Genomic DNA, 26,209 nt, shown 5'->3' with positions numbered 1-26,209 from the left:
GTATGACGTCTCCGACGCACAGCCCATTGACGTATTAGTTGTGCAAATTTGCGACGGCGATCACAGTTTTGCGCCTAAGTTGCATTGTCGTCCCAGTTGCGGTTGAGCATAGAATCTCGATCAGTGTGAGGGGGCAGCATTACTCAGTAGCCACTGAACTTCATGACGGGCGCGGCTAATGATGTCAGCGTATGACCAGACCTTAAGGTTCGGCGGATCGTTCTGCGGGTTGGACTTAGCCGCGCGCCTCCCGCCAATGAGCGCGACATGGATCGGCTTGGCCGGTAACAGTTCGCGTAGCTCATCGGCATAGACTTGGGCTTGTGTTTCGTCCGCCCGGGAAACGGGATGAGTCGGCCGTTTGAACTCAATCAGCAGGTAAGCCTCGCCGGGGTCGGTATTGAGCAGTAGATCGGGACGCTTAGCAGCCCGCGTTCCCGAATATTTCTTATCGGTATATCGTTCGACGACGCCTTTCAGCGTCGCATTGGAGCTCATGAGGTGATAGGGTGCGCCAAGTATCCAAAGACTATGCTCGATCGCCTTGTGCATTTGGATTTCAATTGTCGACGGATTGACCAACAGCGCGTCAAGGTCGGACAAAAAATGCAGGCGCCCGTTCGCGCGTTCTACCATCAATGTCAGCTCGACTAGACCGAATTGATGCAGGGCCTCCGCAAAATTCGCAACGTCGCCGTGCCTAGCTTCGTCGATGTTGCGCAAAACCTGCCAGTATTCGTCCCGCTCCATTGCATCCAGTATGACCGATGCGATGGTGTCTATGCGATCCTGACGTTCGCCGTAGAACCGGGTGAGGATCTTTCCGAGCGCGGTTTCGGTAAATGCTCGGCGGTGCTCGGGAAGGTTCTGAAGACGGCGCGCAATCTCCTGCTTCAACCGTGCCTGTTGAAGATTCATCTCGCGTGTGAACACCGACTTCAGCTTGGTTGTAGTCCGCTCGGCGACCAGGTGTGCGATCTCCTCCCGCGCCTTGCTGTTTTCGACCAAAGCGCCCCAGTCCGCCGTCACGACCTGATCAAGTCCGTCCACCTCGATCTCTCCGTAGACGCGCTTACGCAGAGCATCGGGAATGTCCTGGTTTTTGTCCAGTCCGAACCACTGAGGGCGACCGACCACCTTGCCGCCGACCCGCAGCAGAAAACCCGGGTGCTTCGGCAGCTTACCTTCCGCGATGGTGAAGCGGATCTTGACCTCGCCGGCGTTAGGAAGGCTAGCGCTCGTGCTCTCCGTTTCCCCAGGCAGATCCTCAACGTCGAGTACGCGGCCATTGACGTATATTTTGATCCCACTCTCCCGGCCATATTCATAAATCAAAAGCGTCCGCAGCTTATCCGCACTTGGAAAGTTCAATGCCTGATCGAGGTTTGAGAGCGTTATGACCGTGCCATTAACCGCGTTAGATGCTTCCGTCTCAGTGAGTGGTAGCGGTACTTGTTCCAGATCATGCGAAGCATTCAGGATTGCGCCTTTGTCGACGTCTACGACGGTCCTGATGCCTTTGCAGACGCTCTCGATGCGCATGCTCCGCGCTGCAGCAAGCCCGGCGAACTTGCCAATGCCCTTTCGCCCTTTGATTCGGCGCTTGAGGTGGATGGAATATTCCCCTTTTGTCGACCGGCGGTCCCTGGCTATGTCGAGATATTCGCTCTCTATCTCATGAGGCGACATTCCGCTTCCATCGTCGGCAACGACGATCGGCTCAGCGGTCAGGGGCGCCGGTAGTGTCACCCAAATGTTTCCCGCATCTGCGTCCCACGCATTGTCGACGAGTTCCTTGAGCGCTGCTTCTGTCTGCCGGTAGGTTTCACCGAGCAGGGCGGTCAATCTAGGCGATACGGCAAAATGGACCGTGCGTCGCATTGATATGCTTCCCCGCGTCCGAATCATAATTTCTGAGCTTAAGAATACCCATTTTGTTCATTCCGGTAGATTGAGGCTCGATGCTCTGTGGAGAACCCATTGGCAATCACACAAAGCCAAGCGCACGAAGATGGCCAACTCGGTTCTGATGGACCGAGCATCCCGGCGACTGCCTTAGCAAAGCCACAGGAACCAAGAGCAATAAGTCTAAGGGCGGTGCTCACCTACAATCCGGCATCAAGCGGCGCTAATTTACCGCCAGCGACGACGAGAAGATCGCGGTCATCGAAGCGCTGTGGGTGGTGGCGCAGGACGGCCGCGCCCTCGGCCTCACGCCTAGTCAACAGCTGTGGTCAGTTTCTGACCGGAAAAAGGCAATCCCAACCCGCGTGAACTGTGGGATTCTGACGATCCGGCGAACCGGAATTTGTTCCTGAAGCTCGTCCTCTCGGACAAGCTCCTCTACCATCGGATCGGGGGCTATCGAACCGTCCAACCGCCTGTATTTTTGGGGTAATTGAGGCGCTGAACGATAACATATTCGGCAACGTCCAGCTGGGAGCTAACAAGCATCTAAGGCAAGCACCAGTCGCTTATCAGTTATGAACCCACGCCTGCATGGCCCACGCTACGGCATCGCGCACAAGCTGTCGCGTGCTCGCGGCTAAAGACGGCCAGAAGTTGAGCAGGTTCCGCAATTTCTCCAGGACGACAAACATTTTAATGGTGTAAAAATAATGAGCCGATTAATAGTTCTATCTTTTCAGCTCCATAGCAACGATCATCACGCTCGTTTCCATACACCTGCATATTAATGCCCTTAACCACGCAGGTCGCCAGATAACTTCCATAATCAAATAACATCGGCGCAGGTGCGTGAGATGCAATACATTAAAGGGATTGATGTATAACCGCAATGCTTTCACTCAGCAACAAACACCAACAATATATACAATCTGCTAAACCGCTTCTTATGTTCCAAATATCAATAATAAACGGGAACCAGAAGCCCGGGGCTTCTGGTTCCCGTTGCTTTAATCGCCTTGAAAGACGTCAGAATCGATGGGAGACGGGGTAGGTGTTGACGTATGATCGGCCTGCGCCACGGTTGCTCCCGCTAACACTGCAAACATAGCGACTACAATAAAGATCTGTTTCATGATCCGATCTCCATATTTTCTATGCTACTGCCTTCAATTTGACCAGCAGACCTATTTAAGTCCGGTCGTTGGTCACAAATTACAGATAGGTGAAATCGGACAACAATGCTCTCCAGAAACGGTAACGGCTGGTAACGAGATCCTGAGTTGTTACAGGATGTTACCATTGATCTATTTGTTCGTTGCCAACTGCCGCATACACATGCGTTTCTCACTGCATCGAGACCAATTCAGGAATGAAGAAGAGTCACTCGCACATCCTCGTGGTAGACGATGATCAGGAAATTCGCATACTTGTTGCGAGGCAACTGCGCAGACATGGCTTCGTCGTAGATGTGGCCGCCAATGGAATAGAGATGCGCAACATCCTTGGAACTGCGCGTATCGACCTCGTTGTGCTCGACCGCATCATGCCCGGCGAGGATGGTCTCACCCTCTGCCAAGAATTGAGAACAACCTCCAATATCCCCGTGATCATGCTAACGCTTCTGGGATCTGAGACGGACCGAATAGTGGGTCTGGAGATGGGAGCCGATGACTACATCCCAAAGCCATTCAACCCCCAGGAATTGATTGCCCGCATCCGGGCAGTGCTTCGGCGCGCTAACGAACTGCCGATTAACACGCCCGACTATCGCGATCGACGCCTGCGTTTTTCAGGATGGACACTTGATGGACGGGCACGACGGCTGACAGCACCAGATGGATCAATCGTCACTCTGACAGACGGAGAGTTTGACCTGCTTAAAGCTTTTGCTGAGCGCGCTGGCGTGGTGCTAAATCGCGATCAGCTCCTCGACCTGACAAGCGGCCGACAGCCAGGTCTCTTCGACCGGAGCATCGATATGCAGATTGCGCGTCTACGCCGCAAGCTTGCGGCCTATGCCGACGCGAACGAATTCATAAAAACCATTCGGCAACGGGGCTACATGTTTTCCGCGGATGTGGTGGAGGCTGATGAATGATACGGAATCTCGACACTCTTCGGGGCCGAGCCTTTATCCTTATCTTCGCACTCCTTCTAGCCTCCAACGCGGCAGCCCTTGTGCTCTACTCATACCGACACAACGACGCGATGGATGCTCTGCACGATGCGATGTTTGCCGAACAAGTGGCCATAGTGGTCCAGCTCATGGACCGATTGCCTCCGAGCCATCGCCCGGAAGTCGCGACAGCGCTAACAGGCACCATGCTAGGTGTTTCTACGGAAAACATTGAACCACTACCAACGCCAAAAGAGGAGCACGCGCGAGCTGGCCGAATAACCCGTCTGATCAACTCCTTTCTAGATCGCCCACCAAGTGACCCTATAGGAGTTCGGTTCGGCGAGAGTGACAACGATGATCTTAAAAATTCCGCGCCAGTATTTCCAGCAAGACTGAAGCTGGTTACAGAGGAGCCAATTGAACGCGTCCTGCAGAATGTTTATTTCCAAGGAAATATTAAAGTAGCGACAGAGCTTTCGGACGGGACTGGGGTGTTGATGACCGGGCGCCTCCTTGCCGTACCGCATTTTTCCTGGGCTCAAATGTCCCCCTCGCTTCTCGCGTTGACCTCTTCGGCACTCGTAATCGCATTCTGGCTTCTTGGTCGCTTCATCGCACCTTTGGTACTGCTTGAAGGAGCTGCGAGACGCCTTGCCGAAGACATCAACTCGCCCGCTTTGCGGGAAACTGGCCCTCTCGAAGTGCGGAGCGCTACGGCGGCTTTCAACGGGCTTCAAACACGCATCAAACAATTGATATCAGACCGTTCAGCAACTGCCGCAGCAATTGCGCACGACCTAGGCACGCCGGTTACCAGATTGAGATTACGCGCACACGAGATTGAAGACACCGACGTCCGAGATCACATTTTGTCCGATCTCAATCAGATGCAGCGAATGATTGCTGGGGCGCTCGATTTCACGAGATTGGACTTTGACTCCGAGAAGGCCCAAAAAGTGGATCTCGTGACACTGGTAGAGAGCGTTTCTTCTGATCTTACTGACATGGGTAGACTCGTTGATTTCCGGGCAGAAGGTCGAATTATTTTGACAACCAAGCCGACACTGCTTCGAAGGGCCATCGTGAACGTTGCGCAAAATGCATCAAGTTATGGAAAGCAGGCCAACATAAGCCTTTTGACCAAGGATCGGGACGTGACAATCGCGATCCATGATGACGGACCTGGAATGAGCCCAGCCGAATGGGATGAAGCCGTAAAGCCATTTCGGCGGCTGCAAAAAAACAGCGATGCGATCTACGGCTCAGGGCTCGGTCTTACTATAGCGCGACGAATTATGGAGGAACTTGGCGGCCGCATTGAACCTGTGCGAGATCAACGTGGCCGGTTTGGCGTTGCGATTCAAGTCCCACGTGGTGAGCAACAAATAATCAAATGAGATTAAGGCATAGGCACGGCTCTTTGCGACTGCATGGCAAAAGTACGGTGGCTGATTGGCGTCACGAAATTCGATCCTCACATTGCAATGGGTCAGGCGTTTGACTAAGTAGAGCGAATTTATTAATTCGCTTTTGACTACATACTGAACCATTTAAATTACGCTTGGTGGTTCGGCGCAGAACTACTGACGAATCCAGCCAATAAACTTCTGACATCACGTGCTTTCTGGTCACTTGTCCGGCGGGCAGTCGAAACGCGATCCTTTAGTATATCCAGCGGCACCCATCCCGATGCACTTACCAACTTCCATGTGCCTATGCGGTACGGTTGCGCTGTAGGAGGTCCGCCTCATACATGGCCCCTTTGCGCACGCACCAAATCCAACGTTTCGTGACATACCGCGTGGCCATGGGATTTCGTGGCACACTGCATCTCCCGACACAGCAAAAAATGAGATTGCCAATACTAAGCCTTTTCGCATTTGTGGACTCCTTCGCTTTCTCTCACCGCTAGAATTGTTCACGAAAGCGACCGCTCAGCGCTTGAATCATCCTCCGGTATTAGTTCTTCCAAGCGCTTGGGCACAAACCATTTGTAGACGGCGGGAATAACGAGGAGCGTCAGGATTGTGGAACTTGCCAGGCCTCCGACGACGACTGTCGCCAGGGGCTTCTGAACTTCGCTACCTGCGCCCGTTGCATAGAGCAGAGGTATCAAGCCCAACGCTGTGGTGAGTGCCGTCATGAGCACAGGGCGAACGCGCATGCATGCCCCCTTGATGCTGGCGTCGTCTATGCTTTCTCCCCCATCAACAAGTTCATTGAGGTAGGTCACCAAAACCATGCCGTTTCCGAGCGCAATGCCGAAAAGCGCAATGAAACCTACCGAAGCTGGAACCGAAAGATTTAGGTCGGCAAGCCAGAGGGCGATGATTCCACCGACGAGGGCCAGAGGAATGTTCAACATGATGAGAAGAGAGCTTCGCAAGGATCCAAAGTTCATGAACAGCAAGAGGAAGACCAGTGCCAACGTGATTGGGACCACGACCGCAAGCCGCTTATTGGCTTCCTGCTGCAGCTCGAACTGACCACCCCACTCGACGAAGTAGCCCGATGGCAGTTGAACCGTCTCGCTTATTATTTTTTGCCCGTCCGCAACGAATGATCCGATGTCCCGACCGCGAACGTTGGTCTGAACTGTAATGAAGCGCTGATTGTTTTCTCTCGTGATCTGCCGCGGTCCCACGATCTCGTCGATCGTTGCGACTTGTTCAAGTGGGACCAATGATCCTGATGGGGCGCGGATGACGAGTTCGCGGATCGCATCCGCTGTTGACCGCGCTTCTTCCGTATAGCGAACTAGAATGTCAAATCTCTTGATCCCTTCAAAGATCTGCCCTGCCTTCTCGCCGCCCACCGCAGTGCGGACCGCAGCCTGAACTTGATCAATGTTCAAACCGTAGCGGGAGATCTGCTCGCGATCGACAATGATCCTGAGTTGCGGCGTGCCTGTAACCTGATCCTTCTGGACGTCGGCAGCGCCCGGGATACTCCGGATTGCGCGCTCGATATCACCGGCCTTTTCTAGAAGCACCTCCTGGTCCGGTCCAAAAAGTTTTACGGCAAGCTCTGCCTTGGTCCCCGTCACCAGCTCGTCAACCGCGGCGGCAATCGGCTGTGTAAAGTTGAACTGCGCGCCAGGAAAATCTTCAAAGGCAGCACTCATGGCCGCGAACAATTGATCCGGCGTGCGTTTCGTCGGCCATTCTTGGGGCGGCTTCAGCCCAACAAAGGCCTCCGCGCTGTTTACAGGGTCAGCGTGTGCACCGACCTCGCCCCTGCCGACGCGGGTTACGACACGTTCGACTTCGGGAAACCGAGAGAGCAACCGTTTCTCGAAACGCGTGACGACCTCGCGTGCCTCTTCAAGGGCGATAGACGGGGCCATTGTTACGCGAACAAGGAGGTCTCCCTCGTTTAGCCTTGGGACAAATTCCGATCCCAGGCGCGGAAAAATAATCAGACCCGCCGCCAACAATCCGAAGGCGAGAAGAACTGCAAGTAAACGAGCCTTGACGAACAACGTTACAAGCGGGCGATAGGCAAAGATCAACCCGCTCACAACTCGGTCCGAGAAACTTGGGCGTTGTCCATCACCGTCGTTCTTTGGACGCTTCATCAGCATCTCCGCCATCACCGGTGCCACCACAACGGCAAAGATTAGCGAGCCGAGCATTGCGAGAGACACGGTGAAGGCTAGCGGCCGGAAGGTTTTTCCCTCGTAGCCCTGGAGTGTGAACAATGGCAAGAACACGACGATGATGATCGCGATGGCAAAGCCAATCGGCTGAATAAGCTCTGCGCATGCCCTCGCGACAAGCTGATGCTTGGACAGCGCGGGATGATCTTCGCGCAGGTATCTATCGACATTCTCGACGATGACAATCGCACCGTCGACCATCATACCGATTGCAATTGCAATTCCGCCAAGGGACATAAGGTTCGCAGATAGACCAACGGCCTGCATTACGATGAAGGCCACTGCTATGGAAAAGGGGATAGCAAGTGCTACGACAAGACTCGGTCGGAAGCCGCCCATAAAAGCCAATAGTACTATGATAACCAGTCCAACACCCTGTGCCAGGGCCTCGTTGACCGTATCCACGCTTCGAAGCACGAGCTTGGATTGATCGTAGTAGGGAACAACTTTGATTCCTGGAGGCAGGGTCTCGTTGATTTTCGCGAGCCGGTCTTTCACGTCAGCAATGACGTTAGAGGTGTTGGTGCCTATGAGTTTGAGGACGAGTCCGGCGACAGCCTCTCCCTCACCGTTCAACGTCGCGAGACCCTGGCGTACCTCGCCGCCGATCTCCACTGTGCCAACATCTCGAACTCTTACCGATATTCCGCCTGCAACTTTTAAGACAACGCTCTCGATATCTTTAATGTCCTGCGCGAGACCGACTGAGCGAACCACGAATTGTTCAAAATTCTTGACGATATATTGTGCGCCGACGTTCCCATTGTTTTGCTTCACGGCCTCGACCACGTCGGAGATATTGAGCTTGTAGCGCAACAACGCATCTGGCCGTACATTGACATGAAATTGCTTGACGTTCCCGCCGAGTGAGAGGACTTCGGTAACACCGGGAACCGTCTGCAAATTAAACTTGATAATCCAGTCTTGGATTTCTCTAATCTCTTCGCCGCTTCTTTTTCCCGTTGTGTCGTCGACAAAATAAAATAGAATCTGACCCAGACCGGTCGTAATTGGCCCCATTTCGGGATCACCAAAACCCTCTGGAATTTCATCTCGTGCAAGCTGCAATCGCTCGCCGACAAGCTGACGTGCAAAATATATGTCGGTCGTGTCTTCGAAATAGACGTTTACGACCGAGAGGCCGAAGTTCGAAATCGAACGAATTTCCTTTAATCCCGGGATCCCATTCATCGCCACTTCGACGGGATAGGTGATGTATCGTTCGACTTCTTCCGGCGCCAGTCCCTCAGTTTCCGTGAAAATCTGGACCAATGTGGGGGAAACATCAGGGAAGGCGTCAACCGGTAAGCTTCGATAACTTTGGAAGCCAGCGGCTAGAACGCCGAGCGCAACGACGCAAATTAGCAAGCGTTGACGCAATAATCCTTCGAGGAATGTTCGCATAAATCTAGTCCGCCGCTTAGTGGTTGTGTCCGTCGCCAAAGCTTTCCTTCGAGAGCTGGGACTTCATGACAAAGGCACCTTCTACGGCGATTTGTTCGCCAGGCTTTAAGCCCGACAGAACCTCGAAGAAATCACCGTTTTTATCGCCAAGCTTCACAGGGCGCGGCTTGAACTTGCCGTCTGCGAAAACAAACACAACGTCACCGTCTTCATATGTTTGGATCGCGCCCCTTGGTACGCGGACTGCGACGTCCTTTGAAGACACATCAATTTCCGCATTCACGAACATCCCCGACCGAAATTTCATTTCGTCGTTTTTCAGAACAACGCGGGCTTTTGCGGTGCGGGTGGCCTCGGATACTTCAGGCGTTATGTGTGCGATCCGACCTTCGGCGGTGATGCCTGTTTCGGTTTTGATCCGCACGGTAAGACCGGGCTTTATGATCGGGAGATCTTTGGGGTAGATGCTGATGTCAACCCATACGTCGGACAAGTCCGCGATAACAAAAGCTTCTCGATCCGTTGGTACGGCCTCGCCCAACACTAGGTGCCGATTGACCACGATGCCATCCAGAGGAGAGTGCATCGTATAGAGGGTAAAATCCATGTCGGGCTCAGCGGACACGTCCGCGAGTCTCTGATCAGAAATTCCCAGTGCATGCAGCTTTTGTTCCGCAGCTCGTAGGGCGATACGCGCCTCCGCGTGTAGTGTGCGAGCTTCGAGAAGAGATTTTTCTGAAGTGATGTTTTTGGCCTGCAGCTTTTTTTCCCGATCGAAATTGTCTTTCGCCAGGGTCTGACGCTCTACAGCGGCGAGATACGCCGCCTTCGCGTCAGCGAGTTCCCGGCTCTCAAGTACCGCAAGCTGTTGCCCCTTTTTTACGTGATGCCCTTGCGCGACGCTTGCTGATTGGACAATTCCTGAAACGCGCGGAACGACATGTGCGTATCGATCGAGATTGAACGAAACCTCAGCGGGGCGGACGATAGAAATCGGGAGCGGACCACCCGCAACAGGCTCAACCGTAACGCCGAACTCGCTCCTCTGATCGGCCGATAGTGTTACGGATTCGTCGTGACCGCCACCGCCATGCCCATGTCCATCGTCCTTGCTATTACCATGGGTATGGTCGCCATCCTTTTCTTGATCGGCTCGTTTCTCTGCTTTTGGCTCATTGCCGTGGTCGTGACCATGATTCCCAGGAGCCTCTTCGTCGCCGCTTCCGTGATTGTGGGCCTTCTCTTCAGCCTCGCCTTTGCTGCCCGAAGTCTCGTGTTTGTGATCGTGACCCTTGCTCTCCTCCGCAGGTTTCTTCGCGTGCTCGTGCCCATGGTCATCCGCGCGTCCGGGCGGATTTTTTTCTTCGCCACTGTCAGCTTGTGCGACATCGAATGTTGTCGCTCGCGCCTTTGGGAGGCGAACGGCGCGCTCGGGGGGCGCGCCGCCGCCGTGGCGGTCCCAATTCCCATTGTAGATAACGGGGACCACCGATTTAGAGGTAGGCTTGGATAGAAGTGGTGACGAGGGCAGTTCCCTCACCTCCGCCAAACTAGGTTGGGCCGCACACACACATGCTGCCACGGCCAGAAGACCCAGGCCTGAAATTGACTTACGCAGCTCCATGCGGATTTGCTCCATAACCTCTTTGACTTCTTGGATTAAAGGCAAGGCCGGCGAATATCTGGCCCCGTCGGGATTTGGTTGGACTGCCCCTCGGATTTCTCAGCCCCTACTTATGATTCCCATCCTTGTGGTCGTGTTTTTCCTCGCCCTCTTTGTGGGTGTGTCCGGCTTCATCGTGATGTGTTGCCTCCCCTTCCTTGTGGTCGTGTTCGTGATCCTTATGATCTTTTGAATTGTCGTCGTGCGCATGCGCCTCGACTGCCTTTGCGCTATCGGCTGCGAGCGTGGGGGTGGTTGAGAAGGTCAAAAAGAATGCAGTAACTCCGGCCGCTAGAATGTTTGGCAACTTCATAATTGTCTCCTTTTGAGGTTTAGATTTTCCGGCCAACAAGGCCTTCAATTCGGACCTTTGCTTTTTCGAAATCAGCCTGAGCCCGAATGAGACTTAGTTCCGCTTCAAACAGCACGCGTCGGGCGTCCAGAACTTCCAGAAGTTGGGACGCCCCAGCTTTGAAGCTGCTTTGAACTGCGCGGTAAGCTTCACGCGCGGGTGGCACGACGTCCTTTGAGAGAGTTCGTACTTCCGCAGCGGCACTGGTTAGATCGGCGTAGGCAGACAATACTGCCCGCCGCAGCGCTTCTAGCGATGTGCTTCGCTCATAGTCTGCCTTAAGCAGGCGAGATTCTGCGGCCGCTATATTTCCTGCGTTGCGATCAAAAATAGGAAGCGGTACGGAAGCACTGGCAACGATTGCCGTATTTTCCGATTCACCAAGCCGGCGAACACCAGCACCCAGCGTCAAATCTGGGATCGATTTTGCTACCTCCAGTTCGACGATGGCATTCCGCCGCGCGACTTCATCACTCCAGCGCGCCACCTCGGGATTGCGCTCTAGGTCGCTTAGTAGAGTGTCCAGTGACACAAATTGATCCACGTCTGAAAAACGGCCGGTTACCCTGCCGAAGTCAGCGCGGGATTGACCCCACATGCTAGCGAGCCGCCGTTTGGTCGGATCCAGTCTTGCGCGTTCGGCCTTGAGGCGGACGAGTGTGTTGGCGACGATCGGGCGGGTGCGCTGGATTTCAACCGGGCTCGCTTCGCCTGCATCGACGCGGGCTTTGACGTCCCGTTCCAATTCCTTGGCAATTCGGTTGGCTTCGTTCGTTTGTTCGATCGTTTCCTGGATTGCCAGGACATCGATGAATGCTTCCGCTGTTTCACGGATGACCTGAAGTCGCGCACCCTCAAACTCCCAAACAGCGACGGCACGATCTAAGTCCGCGACAGCCAGCCTCTTGAAGCGCTTGTCACCCAATTCCACGAGTTGAGATAAAGAAAGTGTGCTCTCGGCCGATTGAAAGCCGCGGACATCACCAGTCCCGCCAAAGTTCTCCAGGTCGAGTGCCAATTCTGGATTTGGTCTCACCGCCGCTTGCGCGGCCTCTCCTAACTTTGCCTCGATTTCCAACGAGGCTGATTGGAGAGCAGGACTGAAGCGAAGTGCCCGGTGAATAGCCTCTTTTAGCGTGAGTACATCGTCATAGGGAGGTGTGGATGCGGGATGCGGAGCAACAAGAACCTCTCGCGGTGGCGGTGCGTGATAGACCGCGCCGGCCACCTGGGCGGTCGTGTTGCTCTTGATCTCAGGCTTTGAACATCCGGCCACGCTAGATAGCGCAGCGCACACCAATATGTGCGTTGGCAAGAGACGGCTCTGCAACGATTTTCTCCCAGCGGCACGCCTTCAGGAACACTTTGCGCAAACCCCGGCAATTGCCGCAGCGTTAAAGACGCGCAAAGCGAACGGATCGTGTTTGACGAGAGAATTTCTTAAATGCGCAGAACCGCGACTTGGCGCAGTTTGACCGCGGGATCTTCCCTGCGAAGTACGGGCGTTACAAGCGTAACAGTTTCGCCAGCCAAATGATCTACTTGTCGGGGAAGCGTATTAAGAAACGCTAGATCGAGCGTAAATTTGCTGACGTCATCCTGAACCATCTCACAGTCGGCGCTACGTCGAGCATCTTTGAGAGATCCAGTCGGAAGTAAATCCAGATCGACGCAATCTTCACTATGCGGATCGTAAGCGTAGATATCGGATGCGCTAGCTCTTTGCTGGCTGTCTACGCTCACTTCCTCATAATGGCAGCTAGAACCACCACAGAGTTCAATGGCAGAATGACCAGAACCAGAAACACACCATACGAGCGAGCTCGCATCGGCTGCGCCGCCAGGGACCATCAGGCAAATCAATAAGATTGCCAAAATGCGTCGCATGACGGATTTGCCAACGATGTGCGCTAACCGATTCATAGTGTGGAAAGTGCCGATGATTGAATGTCTTTGTCAACCAGTTGGTCAATGGCAATAAACTTTGTCGCAGCGTGTGGCCTATTCGTTACCGCACATCAGGCTTAGCGCCCCTTTTGGACAGAGCGGTGGAGGCTCGCGTTTTCTTTAGATACAGAGCCGCTCGCTAACGCGAATGTCCACAGTCTGGATTTCGTTGCACACGATAGCTGCCTCTTCCACCCAATATTCGATCGTCGCATCGATACAGTCGCGGAGTGTGTTCAACTTCTGCGATACGCTCCGGCGCGGATTGTTTCCGTGCGGGGCAGAAAGGCTGCTGCCCGCCCATGTCCTTCGATCCCCGCGCCTATCTTTCCTATCTCGACGATTTTGACGCCAGTGATGAGGAGAAGATCGCTGTCATCGAAACGCTGTGGGTGGTGGCGCAGGGCTTGGCCGACCGCGCGCACGACCTCACGCCGGGCCAGCAACTGTGGACAGTTTCTGATCGTAAAAATGGCCATCCCAACAACGTGATGGTAGAATTAGGCTGTGTCCGGATCGCGCGCGAAAGTGCCGCGAACGACAACGCTCCATCACCGGCAAAGAAAGGAACAGCTTAAGACGTGACCGCCGCCACTCCGCTCCCCTCAACAGGCCCCAAAGCCGTTATCTACTGCCGCGTTTCAGACCCCAAACAGGTGACGCGCGGCTCCGGCCTTGGCTCGCAGGAAACCCGCTGCCGCGAATATGCCGGGTACAGGCGCTATGAGGTCGTCAAGGTCTTTGCCGATGAGGGTGTCTCCGGCGGATTGATTGACCGCCCCGGCATGCAGGCCATGCTGAGGTTTTTGCGGAAGAACAAGCGCCACCATAGCCATATCGTCATCATCGACGATATCAGCCGCCTTGCCCGTGATCTGATGGCCCATATCCAGCTGCGTGCCGCCATCGGCGAAGCGGGCGGCAAGCTGGAAAGCCCGTCCATCGAATTCGGCGAGGATTCCGACAGCAGGCTGGTCGAGAACATGCTGGCATCAGTGTCCCAGCATCAGCGCCAGAAGAACGCCGAGCAAACAAAGAACCGCATGCGCGCGCGCGCGCAGAGCGGGTATTATGTCTTCATCCCGCCACTCGGCTACCGCTACGACCGGGTATCAGGCCACGGCAAGATGCTGGTGCCGGACGAGCCTGCGGCTTCCGTCATCCGCGATATCTTTGAACGCTTTGCCGATGGGCGGCTGGAATCTCAAGCCGAGGTTGCCCGCTATCTAGAGCGCTTCCCCGACTTCCCGCTCTGGCACAAGGGCCGCATCTATCTCCAGCGCATCCGCGAAGTCTTCGAGCGGCCCATCTACGCCGGGTACATCGACATCCCGCTATGGGGCATTGTCCTGCAAAAGGGCAGGCACGAGCCGCTGGTGAGCTTTGAAACCTTCCAGAAAGTTCAGGAGCGGTTATCCGGCCCGCCCAAGGCCCCGGTGCGGAAATCCACGACCGAAGACTTCCTCCTGCGCGGCTTTACCACCTGCGGGGAGTGTGGTCATCCGATGACCGCGGCCTTCTCCAAAGGGCGCAACGCGCATTACGGCTATTACTTCTGCCAGCAGAAGGGCTGCAGCGCGTTCCGCAAAAACATCCGCAAGGAAGACGTAGAGAAAGCCTTCGACCACCTTGTCGCCCGCCTGAGGCCCGATCCGAAAGCCTTCGTGCTGATGCGCGAGCTGCTGCGCCGCGCCTTCGACGACCGGCAGGCCACCATGACCGCTCAGACCACCGGCGCACGCGCCGAACGGGCCAAGATCGAACGCCAGATGGAACGTGTCATGGAGCGGCTGATTGAAACCGACGATGCCGCACTGATGAGCGCGTTCGAAGCGCAGCTCCGCAAGCTGCAGGAGCGCAAACTGATCTTGAGCGAAAAACTTAAATCAGGGACCGCAGAGAAGAGCAGCTTCGACGAAACCTATCGAACCGCACTCAGCTTCCTCGCAAACCCGCGCGAACTGTGGGATTCTGACGATCCTGCAGACCGGAATCTATTCCTGAAGCTCGTCTTTACCGACAAGCTCCCCTACCACCGGAACGGGGGTTATCGAACCGCCCCAACTGCCTGTATTTTTAAGGCAATTGAGGGATCGAACGATAACATGTTCGGGATGGTGCCCAGGGCCGGAATCGAACCAGCGACACCGTGATTTTCAGTCACGTGCTCTACCAACTGAGCTACCTGGGCTTTCAAGAGGATAGCGCGCTCTTGATGGCCGTTTGCGGCCAGTGCGCCGTCTTGACGAGACACGTGTATTCGTTCCGCGCGAATGGAGTCAAGTGCGAAACCTATGTGACACCCACCAAAGCCCATTTTACGGACATTGTCGGCCCTGGCTGCGGCAGAAAGCCCTTCGATTTCCACACCGCATGCAAAGAGCCGCCAGGTTTCACTCGGCGTTTTCGTCGCGCGGCAGGGGGGCCGGTGGGACCTTGTCGCCGTCCTCGTCGGCATCGGCATCCCCACCAGGAATCGCATACCTGCCTGACATCCAACGCGCCAGATCAATATCGGCGCAACGACGCGAACAAAACGGACGCCAGCGCTCTTCCGTGGCAGAGCCACAAATTGGGCATTTGCGCTGACCTTTGACGCGGCTCGACATTACTTTCCTTCGGTTCTGATCAGGGTGGTTCGAGTTTTACAGGTCACACGTGCTTTTTACATACCTGCGCGCGGCCCTGTCACGGGTCATGTCCACGCGCGGGGTTACATCTCATCGCGACCTTCGGCGGCTTTCAACCATGCATAATGAATCGGAAAGCCCTCACTGGTCAGCATGCCCACAATCTCTGTCAGCGGGAGCCCGACTACGTTGGTGTAGGAGCCGATGATTTTTTGCACGAATGAGCCAGCGAGCCCCTGAATGGCGTAGCCACCGGCCTTGCCGCGCCATTCACGAGAGGCGATGTAAGCCTCGATCTCCGCCCGCGAGATGTGTTTGAAGCGCACCCGCGTATCGATAATCTTTGTGCGTACGCGATCGTCTGGCGTCAACAGGCAGACGCCCGTCAAAACGCGATGTGTGCGGCCGGAGAGTAGCTGCAGGGACGCTACAGCCTCTTCCATAAATTGTGGCTTCATCAGGATGCGGCGTCCGACGGCAACGACCGTGTCGGCGGCAAGGATGTAAGCATCGGCGATGTCGGTATCGTTGGCGATCTGATCGCGAGCTGTTTCCGCCTTGTGGCGTGCCAGGCGCAACACCAAGCCGCGCGGCATCTCACCTTTTTTCGGGGTTTCATCGATCGACGCGGGGCGTAATGCGTCGGGCGTTATCCCAACTTGTGCGAGCAACGTCATGCGCCGTGGGCTGCCACTCGCCAAAACAAGCTTAGGCCGGCCGGCATCGAGCTTGGAAGCTGCGTTCGCGCGCGCCAACTCTCGGCGGAGCGTATCGCGCCGAGGCCCGTCGGTACGGCTGATGGCTGTGAACAGGGACGTCTTAATAGATGACGACATGATCTGATATTCCCGATGAGTTCGTGCACAGCCCCTAAATGCCCGCTTTGAGCATCCACTATGGCGGGCGGAGAATGCAAAGCGGTTTACCGAAAAGCAAGTGGCATACAAATTCGTTGCCATCCGGGCTTCAGGACCAGATAAAATCAGTTCACATAAAGATCGAGCCTCCAAGGAGGAGCCATGGGCGCAAAAGGAAGCTTAACCGAGCTAATCTCCGGCACCTATCTGTTCGAGGACCTCGGCGAGGCGGCGTTAGAGGCTATCGCTCAGGAAATGCGCCCTGTGTCATTCGATTCGGGACAGCTGATCTTCACGCGTGGTGATGAAGGGCGCGATGCTTACCTCGTTTCGGAAGGACGCGTGCGGTTGTCCGTGCTCACCGCCGAGGGGCGCGAACTTTCCTTCGCGCATGCCGAGCGCGGCGCTATTTTCGGCGAAATTGCTATGGTCGACGAAGGCCCCCGATCTGCTGATGCTACCGCAGCCACAAAGGTCTCTGCGTACTCTCTGTCTCGCAGCGCGTTCCTGCGCGTTATCGAGAAGGAAGCCGCCGTAGGCGATGCCATGATGCGCTTCCTGTGCCGAAGGATTCGCGAGGCGGATCAGCAGTTGGAAGCCATTGCATTGTGTCCGATCGAGATGCGGCTGGCTCGTTTCTTCCTCGCCGCCGTCAACGCCAAGGAGGCTGACGCACTGGACAGCGACGTCGAAGTTGCATTTACGATGTCACAAAGCGAGTTGGCGTTGCTCATCGGCGCCAGCAGACCGAAGGTCAACACGGCTTTGTCCCTGCTTGAAGCCAGCGGTGCCATCAAGCGGGGCAAGAATTCGATCTTCTGTAACGTCGATGAACTAGAGAACATCGCTGGCTTGGGCTAGGAAGCTTGCGGACGCGATCGGGCAGCGTGTCGAAGGCGCATCGGCAGGAGGTGCGGCAGAACCGCCCGAGCACGACCTTGCTTTTTGCAGGCTGGGCGCACGATGGACCGGTTGAGCAATTTTCTGAAATGGGCTGGTGCCGCTCTTCGCAAAGGGTTCGGCGCAAAACGATTGGCCCGGCTCCGAAGTTCGGTGCGTTGGATCGTCGAGGCCGGGACGCAGGGCTATCCGCCCGATACTAAGCGCCGCCTCGTCGTTATGAACCTCATCGCCTACCTGATCGCGTTCTCGACGGCCGGATATGCGATCCAACACAGTTTTCTTGATTTTGAAAAATATGGGCCGGTCATTGGGCTGAACTTGGCGCTGTTGCTGACTGCTTGCCTTGTTCCATTTTCGCACCGTCTCAACGAACTTGCCGGGGCCTTCCTCATTATCGGCTCCGAGTATGTGGCCTTGTTGGCGTTCACTGCCTACCTTGGACATACATCAGGCCTGCATCTTCAATATTTCATTGCGGCGGCGGCGACGTTCGTCGTGTTCGGTGTCAAACGTTGGCGCCTCATCTTGCCGCTGGTCATCATTGCGGTCGCCCTGCACCTTTACGCATGGTTCAATTTTCCGCGCGAAGCCGCGCTGATTGATGCACCGTCTGACATTCTGGACGGTATCTACATTCAGGCCGCCGTTACAACGGGTGCTCTTATTGCGGCCGCCATCTACTATGCCTTCAGCTTGGCTGAAGCTGCCAAGGCTGAAACGGACGTTCTTTTACGGAATATCCTGCCTGATGATGTTGTCGAGCGTCTCAAGGCCAATCCGGGCACGGCTATTGCCGACAGCATTCCGGAGGCCTCCATCCTCTTCACCGACATTTCCGGCTTCGTCGCATTATCCCGTGAGCTCGGTGCTTCGCAGATCGTCTCTCTTCTCAATCGGATTGTCTCTGAATTCGATGCGCTTGCCGAAAAGCATGGCGTCGAAAAAATTAAAACGATCGGCGACGCTTACATGGTGGCGGCGGGTGTTCCGACGCCGGTCAGTGATCACTCCCAGCGGCTCGCTCGTATGGGGTTTGATATGCTGGATGTGGTCGCGCGTGTCCGAGCGGAAACCGGCTACGATCTCCAGATGCGAGTTGGTCTCGCCTCGGGGCCGGTCACAGCAGGCGTGATCGGTACCAAGAAGTTCTCATACGACATCTGGGGAGATGCGGTGAACCTCGCCGCGCGGCTTGAGAACAAAAGCCGGCCCGGAAGAATACTGATCTGCCCCACATGTCGAACGCGTCTCGAAGACGAATTCCATTTCGAAAGCCACGGTGAAATTGAGATCAAGGGCGTGGGCTTGCAAGAAACTTGGTTTCTAGTTCCCGACATGCGGAAGCGTGCAATGGAAGAGGAACCGAGAGAGACGTCAACGATCAGGGCGAAAGCTTAGACTGAAGGCAAAGTGCTTAAAGGAAAGCGCTGCTTGATGCGACGGAACAGCTGATCTCTCACCAGTCGGTAAGCCTCAAGTGTCTTTTCATGGTCGTGTGAATCGGCTGAAGCCGTTGCATCAAAGGTCGGCCAGTATTCGACATCCACGGCCATGGTGCGTGTCAATTCGAGGGCTTGGTGGTGGGCCTCCGGCGACAACGAAATAATCAAATCGAAGGATGCGTCTTCCAGGTCCGCAATGGCGCGGGGTTTGTGCTTGGTTATATCGATACCGATCTCTTGCATGACCTCGGCGGCGAATTTATCCGGCGGGCCCGCACGCACGCCCGCGGACGAAATCCGCAGACGATTGCCGGCGAGATGCTCAAGGATGCCTGCGGCTATGGGAGATCTGATAACATTGAGGCTGCACGCGAACAAAACCGATCCGGGCAGCTCGGCGACCGGTTCCGGCACACTCTCAGCCCTTCCAATGGAGCGCACAAATTAGCGTAAACAGGCGGCGTGCGGTGTCAAAGTCTACCTTGACCTTTCCTTCAAGGCGCTCCGCAAGAACGCGGCTGCCCTCATCATGCAGATTGCGGCGGCTCTGGTCGATGGCCTGAATGCGTGAAGGGGGCGCGTTGCGGATCGCTGCGTAGTAGCTATCGCACACAAGGAAGTAGTCCTTGATGATGCGCTTGAACGGCGTGAGAGAGAGGACGTGCACCACCAGATTGTGCTCCGCCTCGTTGCCAATGTTGAAATTCAGACGGTCATCAATGATCGACAGGTGCAGTCTGTAGGGACCGTTATCCACTTCAACCGGCTTGAATTCATTGCATTCAAGAATGTCAAAGATGGCCACTTCGCGCTCATGATCGACATTTGAATTGTTCCGCGCGATCGATTTTTCATCGAGCGTGATCTCGTAGAGACGCGAGGTCGAATGCGGCGAAGGGAGAAATTCAGACATGTGCCAACCCCGTCAACGCGAGCCTCCCAATCTCAATTCCACGGACCGTCTGTGGCCTTCGAGACCTTCGGAACGCGCAAGCGTCATTGCTGTTGGCCCCAGCTCTTCCAACGCTGCTGCATCGAGCTTCAGGATCGAGGTACGTTTCATGAAATCAAAGACACCCAGTCCTGAAGAAAAGCGCGCGCTGCGGGCCGTCGGTAGAACGTGATTGGAGCCCGCAACATAGTCTCCGATCACCTCGGGCGTGTGCGCACCAATGAATATCGCGCCTGCGTTGTTGATCCGCTCCGCCAGTTCGTCGGCATTGGCCGTGGCGATTTCAAGATGTTCTGCCGCGATCCGATCAGCCAACGCGGGGGCCTGGTCCAGCGATCGCAACACAATGATAGCGCCGAACACGTTCCAGCTCTCACCGGCAATATTGCCACGCGGCAGAGTTGCGAGCTGCTGGGCAACTGCGGCTTCCACCTTGTCAGCAAAAGCCGCGTCATCTGTCATCAATATGGACTGAGCGGCCGTATCGTGTTCGGCTTGAGCGAGCAAGTCAGCCGCGATCCACTCTGGATCGTTGTTCGCATCGGCAATGACGAGCACCTCGGAAGGGCCCGCGATAGAGTCTATTCCGACGACGCCAAACACCTGGCGCTTGGCCGCCGCAACATAAGCATTGCCTGGCCCGACGATTTTGACCACGGGTGCGATGGTCTTGGTTCCGTAGGCTAACGCGGCGACAGCCTGTGCTCCACCGACACGGTAGATTTCCGACACGCCTGCCATCCTCGCTGCCGCGAGCACAAGCGGATTAATTGCTCCGCGTGGCGCGGGCACCACCATCACAATACGTTTAACGCCGGCGACCTTGGCCGGAACTGCACTCATCAGCACCGAACTTGGATAGGAGGCAAGCCCGCCGGGAACGTAGAGCCCTACGGAATCAACTGCAGTCCACCGGTCACCCAGGATGACTCCCGCTGCATCCTTATATGTCCGGCTTTCGGGGAGTTGCCGACGATGATGCGCTTCAATCCGGTCATGCGCGATGCGTAATGCCTCGAGCGCATCTGGCGTCTGCGTTTCCACTGTCTCGACCGCTTGGTCGACCTCGGCTGACGTGATCTCCAGCCCGGTAGCGGTTAGGTCGATCTCATCGAAGCGGCGCGAGTAGTCGACGAGGGCAACATCGCCCTCCACACGCACATGGTCGATAATATCGCGAACCACGGCATCGACGTCAGCGGAGACCTCACGCTTTTCAGCCAACATTGAGTCGAACGCGGAAGAGAATTCCGGGTCAACATCGTTCAGTCGTTTTGCCATCTGTATTGTTCTTTTTTCTGGGGGCTCGGGCTTACGTCATATGGGTTCATCGCGTCGAACTGTCGACGCCGCCTGGATGCCTCGGTTTTTTATCTGTTTCCCAGGCCGCTCCGAGATCACGCAATTCCGCCTCGATGCACTCGACACTTAATTCGATCGCCTTGTCGCCGGAAAAATGCAGCGTGATCGTGCCGGAAGGAGCCTCACCTTCATCAAACGTTATGGCGAGCAATGACAGGACATCGTCCTTGCTTGCGCGGTCGATGTTGAGGCTACGAACGCCGGAGACACGCTGCAGACGTAGACCGGTACGGCAACGCTTATAGGTTCGAAGCAGTTTTCGCGGTTGGTTCGCAGGCTCCGACCAGTCAAAGCGGTTGAGCAATAACAAAAAGCGCTGCTGCGACGCTTCGTAGACGATGTCTCCAACGCGAACGACGGCATCTTGAAGATGAGCCGACAGGATACTCAAGTCCTCATCATCGAGCGCAATCAGTTTTAGGTCTGCCATTTTTGACGGTCTACCCAGCATAAGAGGCGGCAACGGCATAACTCCGGCCTATCGCGAGTGATAGCGAGCAGTCGAGCGAAGTGCAACAAAACGCCCCAGCTCTTATCAAAGAGTTCGCGCCCGGCGGGTGCGTTTTCGACACCACGGGTTAACGACATGAGCTCCAAGCTGCTGGTGCGAGCGCACCTTAAAGGGTACTCAGCCGGCGGAAACCCGTTCGATATTGGCGCCGCAGCGCGACAGCTTTTCTTCCAGACGTTCGAAACCGCGATCCAAATGGTAGACGCGGTTTATAACGGTTTCGCCTTCGGCCATTAGGCCTGCGATCACCAGTGACACTGAGGCCCTAAGGTCGGTCGCCATCACGGGCGCGCCTCTCAATCCAGAGACCCCAATCACAGTTGCGGTATCGCCATGCAGGCGGATATCAGCGCCGAGGCGGGCTAACTCTTGAACGTGCATGAAGCGATTCTCAAAGATCGTTTCCCGTATAACGCTGGTGCCATTGGCGCGCGTCATCAAGGCCATCATTTGCGCTTGAAGATCTGTCGGAAAGCCCGGGAACGGCTGCGTTTCAACCGTCACCGGTTCTATTCCACCGCCGTTGCGCGTCACACGCACGCCTTCGTTCGTGTCAGTGACATGGGTCCCAGTTTTCTGGAGAATGTCGAATGCCGCACTGAGATCGCTCCGCCTCGCGCCATTCAACAGAACATCGCCTCCGCAAGCCGCGACGGCCAGCGCAAATGTGCCAGTCTCGATGCGGTCGGGTAGAACAGTGTGTACGGCACCTTCCAGACTGTCGCGCCCTTGGATGCGCAATGTCGATGAGCCGATGCCCTCGATCTTGACACCCATTTTCGTCAGACACTCGGCAACATCGCCAACCTCAGGCTCGCGGGCGGCATTCTCAATCAGCGTCTCACCCTTTGCGAGGGCGGCAGCCAGCAGGACGTTGTGTGTCGCTCCGACAGAGACCTTAGAAAAGGTAACGCGGTTACCGACCAAACCCTTCGGCGCTTTAGCAATTACGTAGCCGCCGTCGATGTCGATGTCCGCGCCCAGCGCCTTGAGGCCTTCCAAGTGCAAATCGACGGGTCTCGTGCCTATTGCGCAGCCGCCAGGCAAAGAGACGTGGGCCACGCCCATGCGCGCGATCAGAGGCCCCAGAACCCAAAAACTGGCCCGCATACGGCTGACCATTTCGTAGGGCGCCGTCGTATCGACAATATCGCGTGCGGTCAGGTGAAACGTTTCGCCCAAATGCATAGCCGGGCCGGCACGTTTTCCATCAACCGCCAAATCAACACCGTGATTGCGCAGAATACGGGCAAGAAGATTGACGTCCGCGAGATTGGGTACGTTCTTCAGTGTCAAGCGGTCCGCCGTCAGGAGACTCGCAATCATCAGCGGCAGAGCCGCGTTCTTGGCGCCGGAAATCGGAATCTCGCCGTTCAGCGAGTTGCCACCTTCGATCTTAATACGATCCATCTGCCTGCCCTGTCGTGGAGTCCTATCGCGTGTTGCACGCAATAATGGTGGAGCGTGCCGTAGAGACCCGCATTGACTTCGCGGAATAGTGGTAATGGCGTTGCTGTTTGCCGGGCCCCTGTTCCCGGCGCAAAGCGAATAGTCTCAATAATCGTTAAAAGTACGGCGCGGCAAGTGGGAAGCCATCTCGCGCCGGCAGATCCTCAGCTTTCTTCCCGACGAGCCTCGGGCGTGTCCAAAGAGGGATCAACCGCCTTTGCACCCGCGCCTTTTCTAGCCCGGGCCAGCTCTTTGCGCTTTCGCAGGTTGTCGCGAAGCTGGGCTTCCAGACGTTGATTGCGCCCGTCTTTGCGACTAGCCCGATTTGTCTCATCTCCTGCCATGTCGTGCCTCGCCCCATTGTGCTCCACTCAGTGATATGCACCTGGTATGCCACCATTAAAGCTAGAGTATATCGCCAAGATTGCATCCCTACGGTTGCATTTTATTTAGAAGTTTGTGCAACACTGAGCATTAATAGATTTTGTTAGGGGACCGCTTGGTCCAGCGTGGTTCAACTTGTTCGCAAAAATTGTATCCGAGGCAACCCGAAGTTTCACATCACTGACGCGCAACAACAGCGGTGCCAGTGCCATCGAGTTTGCTCTTGTTGCCCCCGTTTTGATTGTTCTGGCCATGGGCATACTTGTCTACGGACTCTATTTTGGAACGGCACACTCAGTTCAACAACTTGCCGCTGATGCTGCAAGGGCTTCTGTCGCCGGCTTGAGCGACACGGAACGCGCGTCGATCGCCCAAACGCATATCACGACCAACGCTACCAGCTATCCTCTGATTTCTCCCGATAAGGTCACTGTCGAGGCCGGGCCACTGGAGGCGGATGCAGATCAGTTCGAGGTCACGGTTGAGTACGACGCTTCGGAGCTTCCGATTTTTGGCCTAGACCGTCTCGTGCCTGTCCCATCTCCGACAATCCGTCGAACTTCCACCATTCGACGCGGGGGGTATTGAGTTGCGTCATTGTGGTCAGAGACTCCTCGGCGTGCTGAAGAACGCGAAGGAGCAGGAGAGTGGTTCTGTTGCAATCCTCAGCGCTGTCTTCCTGATTGTATTCTTGTGGTGTGCCGCTCTCGCTGTGGATTTCGGCTCTCTCTATTTCGAACGTCGTACGGCTCAAGGTGCTGTGGATCTTGCTGCTATTGCTGCAGCACAGAACATTGCCTCGGCAGACGCTGCCGCAACAGCTACGATTGAAGCGAACAACATCAGGAACGTACAGCGCCTGGTCGTGACGCCGGGACATTACAGTGCCGATCCTTCAAAGGCCCCCGATGAGCGGTTTGTTGCAGATGTGGAGCCTTTCAACGCCGTACGTGTACAGCTCACGCAGAACGCACCACTTTATTTGGCCGGTGCTCTAACGGGGCAACGGAACATGACGATCGAGACGCAGGCCATCGCGGTTACGACCGCGCAGGCTGCCTTTTCCATAGGTTCCCGTCTGTTACGGCTCGAGGGTGGGCTGCTGAATGCCCTGTTGGAGGGCCTACTCGGCGGGAGCGTGAACCTGTCCGTCATGGACTATGAGCAACTGGTGGACGCCAACGTAAAGCTGTTCCAGTTCATGAATGCTCTGTCCACAGAGCTCGATGTCGATGGCGCCTCATATAACGATGTGCTCGCTATGGACGCCAGCGTTGGCGCTGTGCTTGAAGCCCTAACCAACGTAAGTGCCGATTCCGGACAAGGTGCGGCCGCGCATGTTCTTAGTTCCATCGGTGCCACGACTCACGCCGCAGACGCGATGGTTTCCCTCGGTGCGTTGGTTGATCTCGGCCCTTATGGCAACCTGAGTACGGGCTCATCGGCACCAGGCTTTGACCCTTCGATTAACGTCATGCAAATGGTGACGACGGCCGCTTCTCTCGCAAATGGCTCCAATCAGGTTTCCCTCAATCTCGGCGCCACAATTCCTGGGCTAACGAACGTTCAGGTCAACGTCGCGATCGGGGAACCTCAGCAGGACTCGCCCTGGCTCTCCGTGGGTGAGCGCGACGTAATTGTCCGAACAGCTCAAACTCGTATCAGACTGCTTGCAACGGTTGGCGCTGAGGGTCTCGTTTCGGTGCGCGTGCCACTTTATGCTGAGGTCGCGTATGCTGAAGGAAGACTAGACAATATCGTGTGCGGGAACGACGTTGCTCGCGACGCGCGCGTTGACATTGCCGCCCTGCCCGGGGTTGCCGAACTCTGGCTTGGCGAGGTTGACGTCAACAATCTGGACAATTTCAGCAGAACTCTGCCCGTCGAGAACGCAAACCTCGTACAAACACCCCTCGCCAAGGTCTCGGGCAAGGCGCACGCTGCGGTCACCAACACGTCAGAGACGGTCTTGAGTTTTAACTGGGCTGAGATTGAGGCTCAGGAAACCAAGTCCACGTCCACGAGAGAACCGACCACCACGCTTTTAAACTCGTTACTCCGCGATCTGGATCTAAGGGTCGAAGTTCTCGGCCTTGGAATAGGCTTGCCGGGTAATTTGGGGACCGTTGTCGCGAACCTTCTATCTGCCGCAACGCCCGCTCTCGACAGACTTCTCAGCGGCGTTCTCGACGCTCTCGGTATTTCGCTGGGTGAGGCAGATATCACAGTGCATGGCGTACGCTGTGATGGCGCGGCGCTCGTAGGCTGATGCACCACGTTCTGGAAACGCGTGTGAGCCCTCGCAGAGGCCGTAAAGCGCCAGGTGTGCGGGTAAAAAGTCTGCTCAAGCACATATCGCGGAAACTGGTGCTGCCGGAGAGATTTGAACTCTCGGCCTCTCCCTTACCAAGGGAGTGCTCTACCCCTGAGCTACGGCAGCGGATCGCCAATATCGAAGCTCCATACTGGAGCCGGCTGTAATCTTCAATGCCAATCTCGGCACTCCCTTACCAAGGGAGTGTCCGTGACCTCGACAACCCTGAATCGTGCGAGGGGCACACTACTGCCACAGGGCCCGAAAGACCGCAAGCATTTGCAGCGGTCTTCTGTGAAGGGCCAGTCTCAATGCCTTCTTGATGTGGGCCGCGACAGAATGATCAAGGACGCA

Annotated in this window: 21 protein-coding genes and 2 tRNA genes; 8 read left to right on the top strand and 15 right to left on the bottom strand. The window is 55.8% G+C overall.

Annotated features, from left to right (window positions below; genetic code table 11):
- Positions 1–120: 120 nt before the first annotated feature.
- Positions 121–1,881, bottom strand: coding sequence for an ATP-binding protein (locus tag YBN1229_RS09160; protein ID WP_046478079.1), 1,761 nt, complete (start codon positions 1,879–1,881; stop codon positions 121–123).
- Positions 1,882–3,277: 1,396 nt separating this feature from the next.
- Here YBN1229_RS09160 and YBN1229_RS09155 point away from each other — a divergent pair.
- On the top strand, positions 3,278–4,006 hold the full coding sequence (locus tag YBN1229_RS09155; RefSeq protein WP_046478078.1) for a response regulator: 729 nt from the start codon (positions 3,278–3,280) through the stop codon (positions 4,004–4,006).
- Positions 4,003–5,424 carry an ATP-binding protein gene (locus YBN1229_RS09150; RefSeq protein WP_046478077.1) on the top strand — a complete coding sequence of 474 codons (1,422 nt, stop codon included), beginning with the start codon at positions 4,003–4,005 and terminating at the stop codon, positions 5,422–5,424. Before YBN1229_RS09155 ends, YBN1229_RS09150 begins: the two co-directional genes overlap by 4 nt.
- A gap of 521 nt (positions 5,425–5,945) precedes the next feature.
- Here the strand turns inward: YBN1229_RS09150 and YBN1229_RS09145 are convergent.
- From YBN1229_RS09145 to YBN1229_RS09125, 5 genes are all read right to left on the bottom strand, one after another.
- Positions 5,946–9,089, bottom strand: coding sequence for an efflux RND transporter permease subunit (locus tag YBN1229_RS09145; RefSeq protein ID WP_046478076.1), 3,144 nt, complete (start codon positions 9,087–9,089; stop codon positions 5,946–5,948).
- Positions 9,090–9,105: 16 nt separating this feature from the next.
- Positions 9,106–10,713: an efflux RND transporter periplasmic adaptor subunit gene (locus tag YBN1229_RS09140; protein ID WP_160298695.1), complete on the bottom strand. Its 1,608-nt coding sequence runs from the start codon at positions 10,711–10,713 to the stop codon at positions 9,106–9,108.
- Between the two features lie 106 nt (positions 10,714–10,819).
- Positions 10,820–11,065: a hypothetical protein gene (locus tag YBN1229_RS09135; protein WP_046478075.1), complete on the bottom strand. Its 246-nt coding sequence runs from the start codon at positions 11,063–11,065 to the stop codon at positions 10,820–10,822.
- 19 nt (positions 11,066–11,084) lie between these two features.
- Positions 11,085–12,434: a TolC family protein gene (locus YBN1229_RS09130; RefSeq protein WP_082101087.1), complete on the bottom strand. Its 1,350-nt coding sequence runs from the start codon at positions 12,432–12,434 to the stop codon at positions 11,085–11,087.
- 110 nt (positions 12,435–12,544) lie between these two features.
- Positions 12,545–12,991, bottom strand: a complete 447-nt coding sequence (locus YBN1229_RS09125) for a hypothetical protein (protein ID WP_152024970.1) — start codon at positions 12,989–12,991, stop codon at positions 12,545–12,547.
- A 362-nt stretch (positions 12,992–13,353) separates the two neighbouring features.
- Between YBN1229_RS09125 and YBN1229_RS09120 the strand changes: the two genes are divergently transcribed.
- Together YBN1229_RS09120 and YBN1229_RS19345 are read left to right on the top strand one after the other, a co-directional pair.
- The gene (locus YBN1229_RS09120; RefSeq protein ID WP_046478072.1) at positions 13,354–13,629 is read left to right on the top strand and encodes a hypothetical protein; all 276 of its coding nucleotides are present in this window, start codon (positions 13,354–13,356) and stop codon (positions 13,627–13,629) included.
- A 3-nt stretch (positions 13,630–13,632) separates the two neighbouring features.
- Positions 13,633–15,204, top strand: coding sequence for a recombinase family protein (locus tag YBN1229_RS19345; protein WP_076605394.1), 1,572 nt, complete (start codon positions 13,633–13,635; stop codon positions 15,202–15,204).
- Here the strand turns inward: YBN1229_RS19345 and YBN1229_RS09110 are convergent.
- The 3 genes from YBN1229_RS09110 to YBN1229_RS09100 form a co-directional block, all read right to left on the bottom strand.
- Positions 15,167–15,242 (bottom strand) — tRNA-Phe (locus tag YBN1229_RS09110). The genes YBN1229_RS19345 and YBN1229_RS09110 overlap by 38 nt on opposite strands.
- Positions 15,243–15,444: 202 nt before the next feature.
- Complete coding sequence (locus tag YBN1229_RS09105; RefSeq protein ID WP_046478069.1) at positions 15,445–15,660, bottom strand: DNA gyrase inhibitor YacG; 216 nt, start codon at positions 15,658–15,660, stop codon at positions 15,445–15,447.
- A 104-nt stretch (positions 15,661–15,764) separates the two neighbouring features.
- A complete protein-coding gene (locus YBN1229_RS09100) occupies positions 15,765–16,517 on the bottom strand; it encodes a Maf-like protein (RefSeq protein WP_076605305.1) in 753 nt (250 codons plus the stop codon).
- A 183-nt stretch (positions 16,518–16,700) separates the two neighbouring features.
- On the opposite strand from YBN1229_RS09100, the gene YBN1229_RS09095 reads away from it, so the two are divergent.
- The gene (locus YBN1229_RS09095; protein ID WP_046478068.1) at positions 16,701–17,399 is read left to right on the top strand and encodes a Crp/Fnr family transcriptional regulator; all 699 of its coding nucleotides are present in this window, start codon (positions 16,701–16,703) and stop codon (positions 17,397–17,399) included.
- 102 nt (positions 17,400–17,501) lie between these two features.
- A complete protein-coding gene (locus YBN1229_RS09090; protein WP_082101086.1) occupies positions 17,502–18,839 on the top strand; it encodes an adenylate/guanylate cyclase domain-containing protein in 1,338 nt (445 codons plus the stop codon).
- On the opposite strand, the gene YBN1229_RS09085 is transcribed toward YBN1229_RS09090, so the two are convergent.
- The 5 genes from YBN1229_RS09085 to murA form a co-directional block, all read right to left on the bottom strand.
- Positions 18,836–19,297, bottom strand: coding sequence for a low molecular weight phosphatase family protein (locus tag YBN1229_RS09085; RefSeq protein WP_046478067.1), 462 nt, complete (start codon positions 19,295–19,297; stop codon positions 18,836–18,838). The genes YBN1229_RS09090 and YBN1229_RS09085 overlap by 4 nt on opposite strands.
- A gap of 4 nt (positions 19,298–19,301) precedes the next feature.
- Positions 19,302–19,796: a UPF0262 family protein gene (locus YBN1229_RS09080; protein WP_046478066.1), complete on the bottom strand. Its 495-nt coding sequence runs from the start codon at positions 19,794–19,796 to the stop codon at positions 19,302–19,304.
- A gap of 12 nt (positions 19,797–19,808) precedes the next feature.
- Positions 19,809–21,116, bottom strand: coding sequence for a histidinol dehydrogenase (gene hisD, locus YBN1229_RS09075; protein ID WP_046478065.1), 1,308 nt, complete (start codon positions 21,114–21,116; stop codon positions 19,809–19,811).
- 46 nt (positions 21,117–21,162) lie between these two features.
- Complete coding sequence (locus YBN1229_RS09070) at positions 21,163–21,627, bottom strand: DUF2948 family protein (protein ID WP_046480190.1); 465 nt, start codon at positions 21,625–21,627, stop codon at positions 21,163–21,165.
- 198 nt (positions 21,628–21,825) lie between these two features.
- Positions 21,826–23,118: a UDP-N-acetylglucosamine 1-carboxyvinyltransferase gene (murA, locus tag YBN1229_RS09065; protein WP_046478064.1), complete on the bottom strand. Its 1,293-nt coding sequence runs from the start codon at positions 23,116–23,118 to the stop codon at positions 21,826–21,828.
- Between the two features lie 558 nt (positions 23,119–23,676).
- On the opposite strand from murA, the gene YBN1229_RS09055 reads away from it, so the two are divergent.
- Together YBN1229_RS09055 and YBN1229_RS09050 are read left to right on the top strand one after the other, a co-directional pair.
- Positions 23,677–24,129 (top strand): TadE/TadG family type IV pilus assembly protein, encoded by a 453-nt coding sequence (locus YBN1229_RS09055; RefSeq protein WP_244465046.1) that lies wholly within the window; start codon positions 23,677–23,679, stop codon positions 24,127–24,129.
- Between the two features lie 31 nt (positions 24,130–24,160).
- The gene (locus YBN1229_RS09050; protein ID WP_052743809.1) at positions 24,161–25,810 is read left to right on the top strand and encodes a TadG family pilus assembly protein; all 1,650 of its coding nucleotides are present in this window, start codon (positions 24,161–24,163) and stop codon (positions 25,808–25,810) included.
- Positions 25,811–25,906: 96 nt separating this feature from the next.
- Here the strand turns inward: YBN1229_RS09050 and YBN1229_RS09045 are convergent.
- A tRNA-Thr gene (locus YBN1229_RS09045) sits at positions 25,907–25,981 on the bottom strand.
- Positions 25,982–26,209 lie beyond the last annotated feature (228 nt).

The sequence above is a fragment of the Candidatus Filomicrobium marinum genome (genome assembly GCF_000981545.1).
Lineage (GTDB): Bacteria > Pseudomonadota > Alphaproteobacteria > Rhizobiales > Hyphomicrobiaceae > Filomicrobium > Filomicrobium insigne.
Note: the sequence above shows the minus strand (reverse complement) of the source record. Positions and strands in the feature narration are given on the sequence as shown.

Excerpts from the sequence above, each read along its gene's own strand:
- YBN1229_RS09160 (WP_046478079.1), bottom strand. The coding sequence starts at position 1,881 with ATGCGACGCACGGTCCATTTTGCCGTATCGCCTAGATTGACCGCCCTG.
- YBN1229_RS09155 (WP_046478078.1), top strand. The coding sequence starts at position 3,278 with ATGAAGAAGAGTCACTCGCACATCCTCGTGGTAGACGATGATCAGGAA.
- YBN1229_RS09150 (WP_046478077.1), top strand. The coding sequence starts at position 4,003 with ATGATACGGAATCTCGACACTCTTCGGGGCCGAGCCTTTATCCTTATC.
- YBN1229_RS09145 (WP_046478076.1), bottom strand. The coding sequence starts at position 9,089 with ATGCGAACATTCCTCGAAGGATTATTGCGTCAACGCTTGCTAATTTGC.
- YBN1229_RS09140 (WP_160298695.1), bottom strand. The coding sequence starts at position 10,713 with ATGGAGCTGCGTAAGTCAATTTCAGGCCTGGGTCTTCTGGCCGTGGCA.
- YBN1229_RS09135 (WP_046478075.1), bottom strand. The coding sequence starts at position 11,065 with ATGAAGTTGCCAAACATTCTAGCGGCCGGAGTTACTGCATTCTTTTTG.
- YBN1229_RS09125 (WP_152024970.1), bottom strand. The coding sequence starts at position 12,991 with ATGCGACGCATTTTGGCAATCTTATTGATTTGCCTGATGGTCCCTGGC.
- YBN1229_RS09120 (WP_046478072.1), top strand. The coding sequence starts at position 13,354 with ATGTCCTTCGATCCCCGCGCCTATCTTTCCTATCTCGACGATTTTGAC.
- YBN1229_RS09105 (WP_046478069.1), bottom strand. The coding sequence starts at position 15,660 with ATGTCGAGCCGCGTCAAAGGTCAGCGCAAATGCCCAATTTGTGGCTCT.
- YBN1229_RS09100 (WP_076605305.1), bottom strand. The coding sequence starts at position 16,517 with ATGTCGTCATCTATTAAGACGTCCCTGTTCACAGCCATCAGCCGTACC.
- YBN1229_RS09095 (WP_046478068.1), top strand. The coding sequence starts at position 16,701 with ATGGGCGCAAAAGGAAGCTTAACCGAGCTAATCTCCGGCACCTATCTG.
- YBN1229_RS09090 (WP_082101086.1), top strand. The coding sequence starts at position 17,502 with ATGGACCGGTTGAGCAATTTTCTGAAATGGGCTGGTGCCGCTCTTCGC.
- YBN1229_RS09080 (WP_046478066.1), bottom strand. The coding sequence starts at position 19,796 with ATGTCTGAATTTCTCCCTTCGCCGCATTCGACCTCGCGTCTCTACGAG.
- hisD (WP_046478065.1), bottom strand. The coding sequence starts at position 21,116 with ATGGCAAAACGACTGAACGATGTTGACCCGGAATTCTCTTCCGCGTTC.
- YBN1229_RS09070 (WP_046480190.1), bottom strand. The coding sequence starts at position 21,627 with ATGGCAGACCTAAAACTGATTGCGCTCGATGATGAGGACTTGAGTATC.
- murA (WP_046478064.1), bottom strand. The coding sequence starts at position 23,118 with ATGGATCGTATTAAGATCGAAGGTGGCAACTCGCTGAACGGCGAGATT.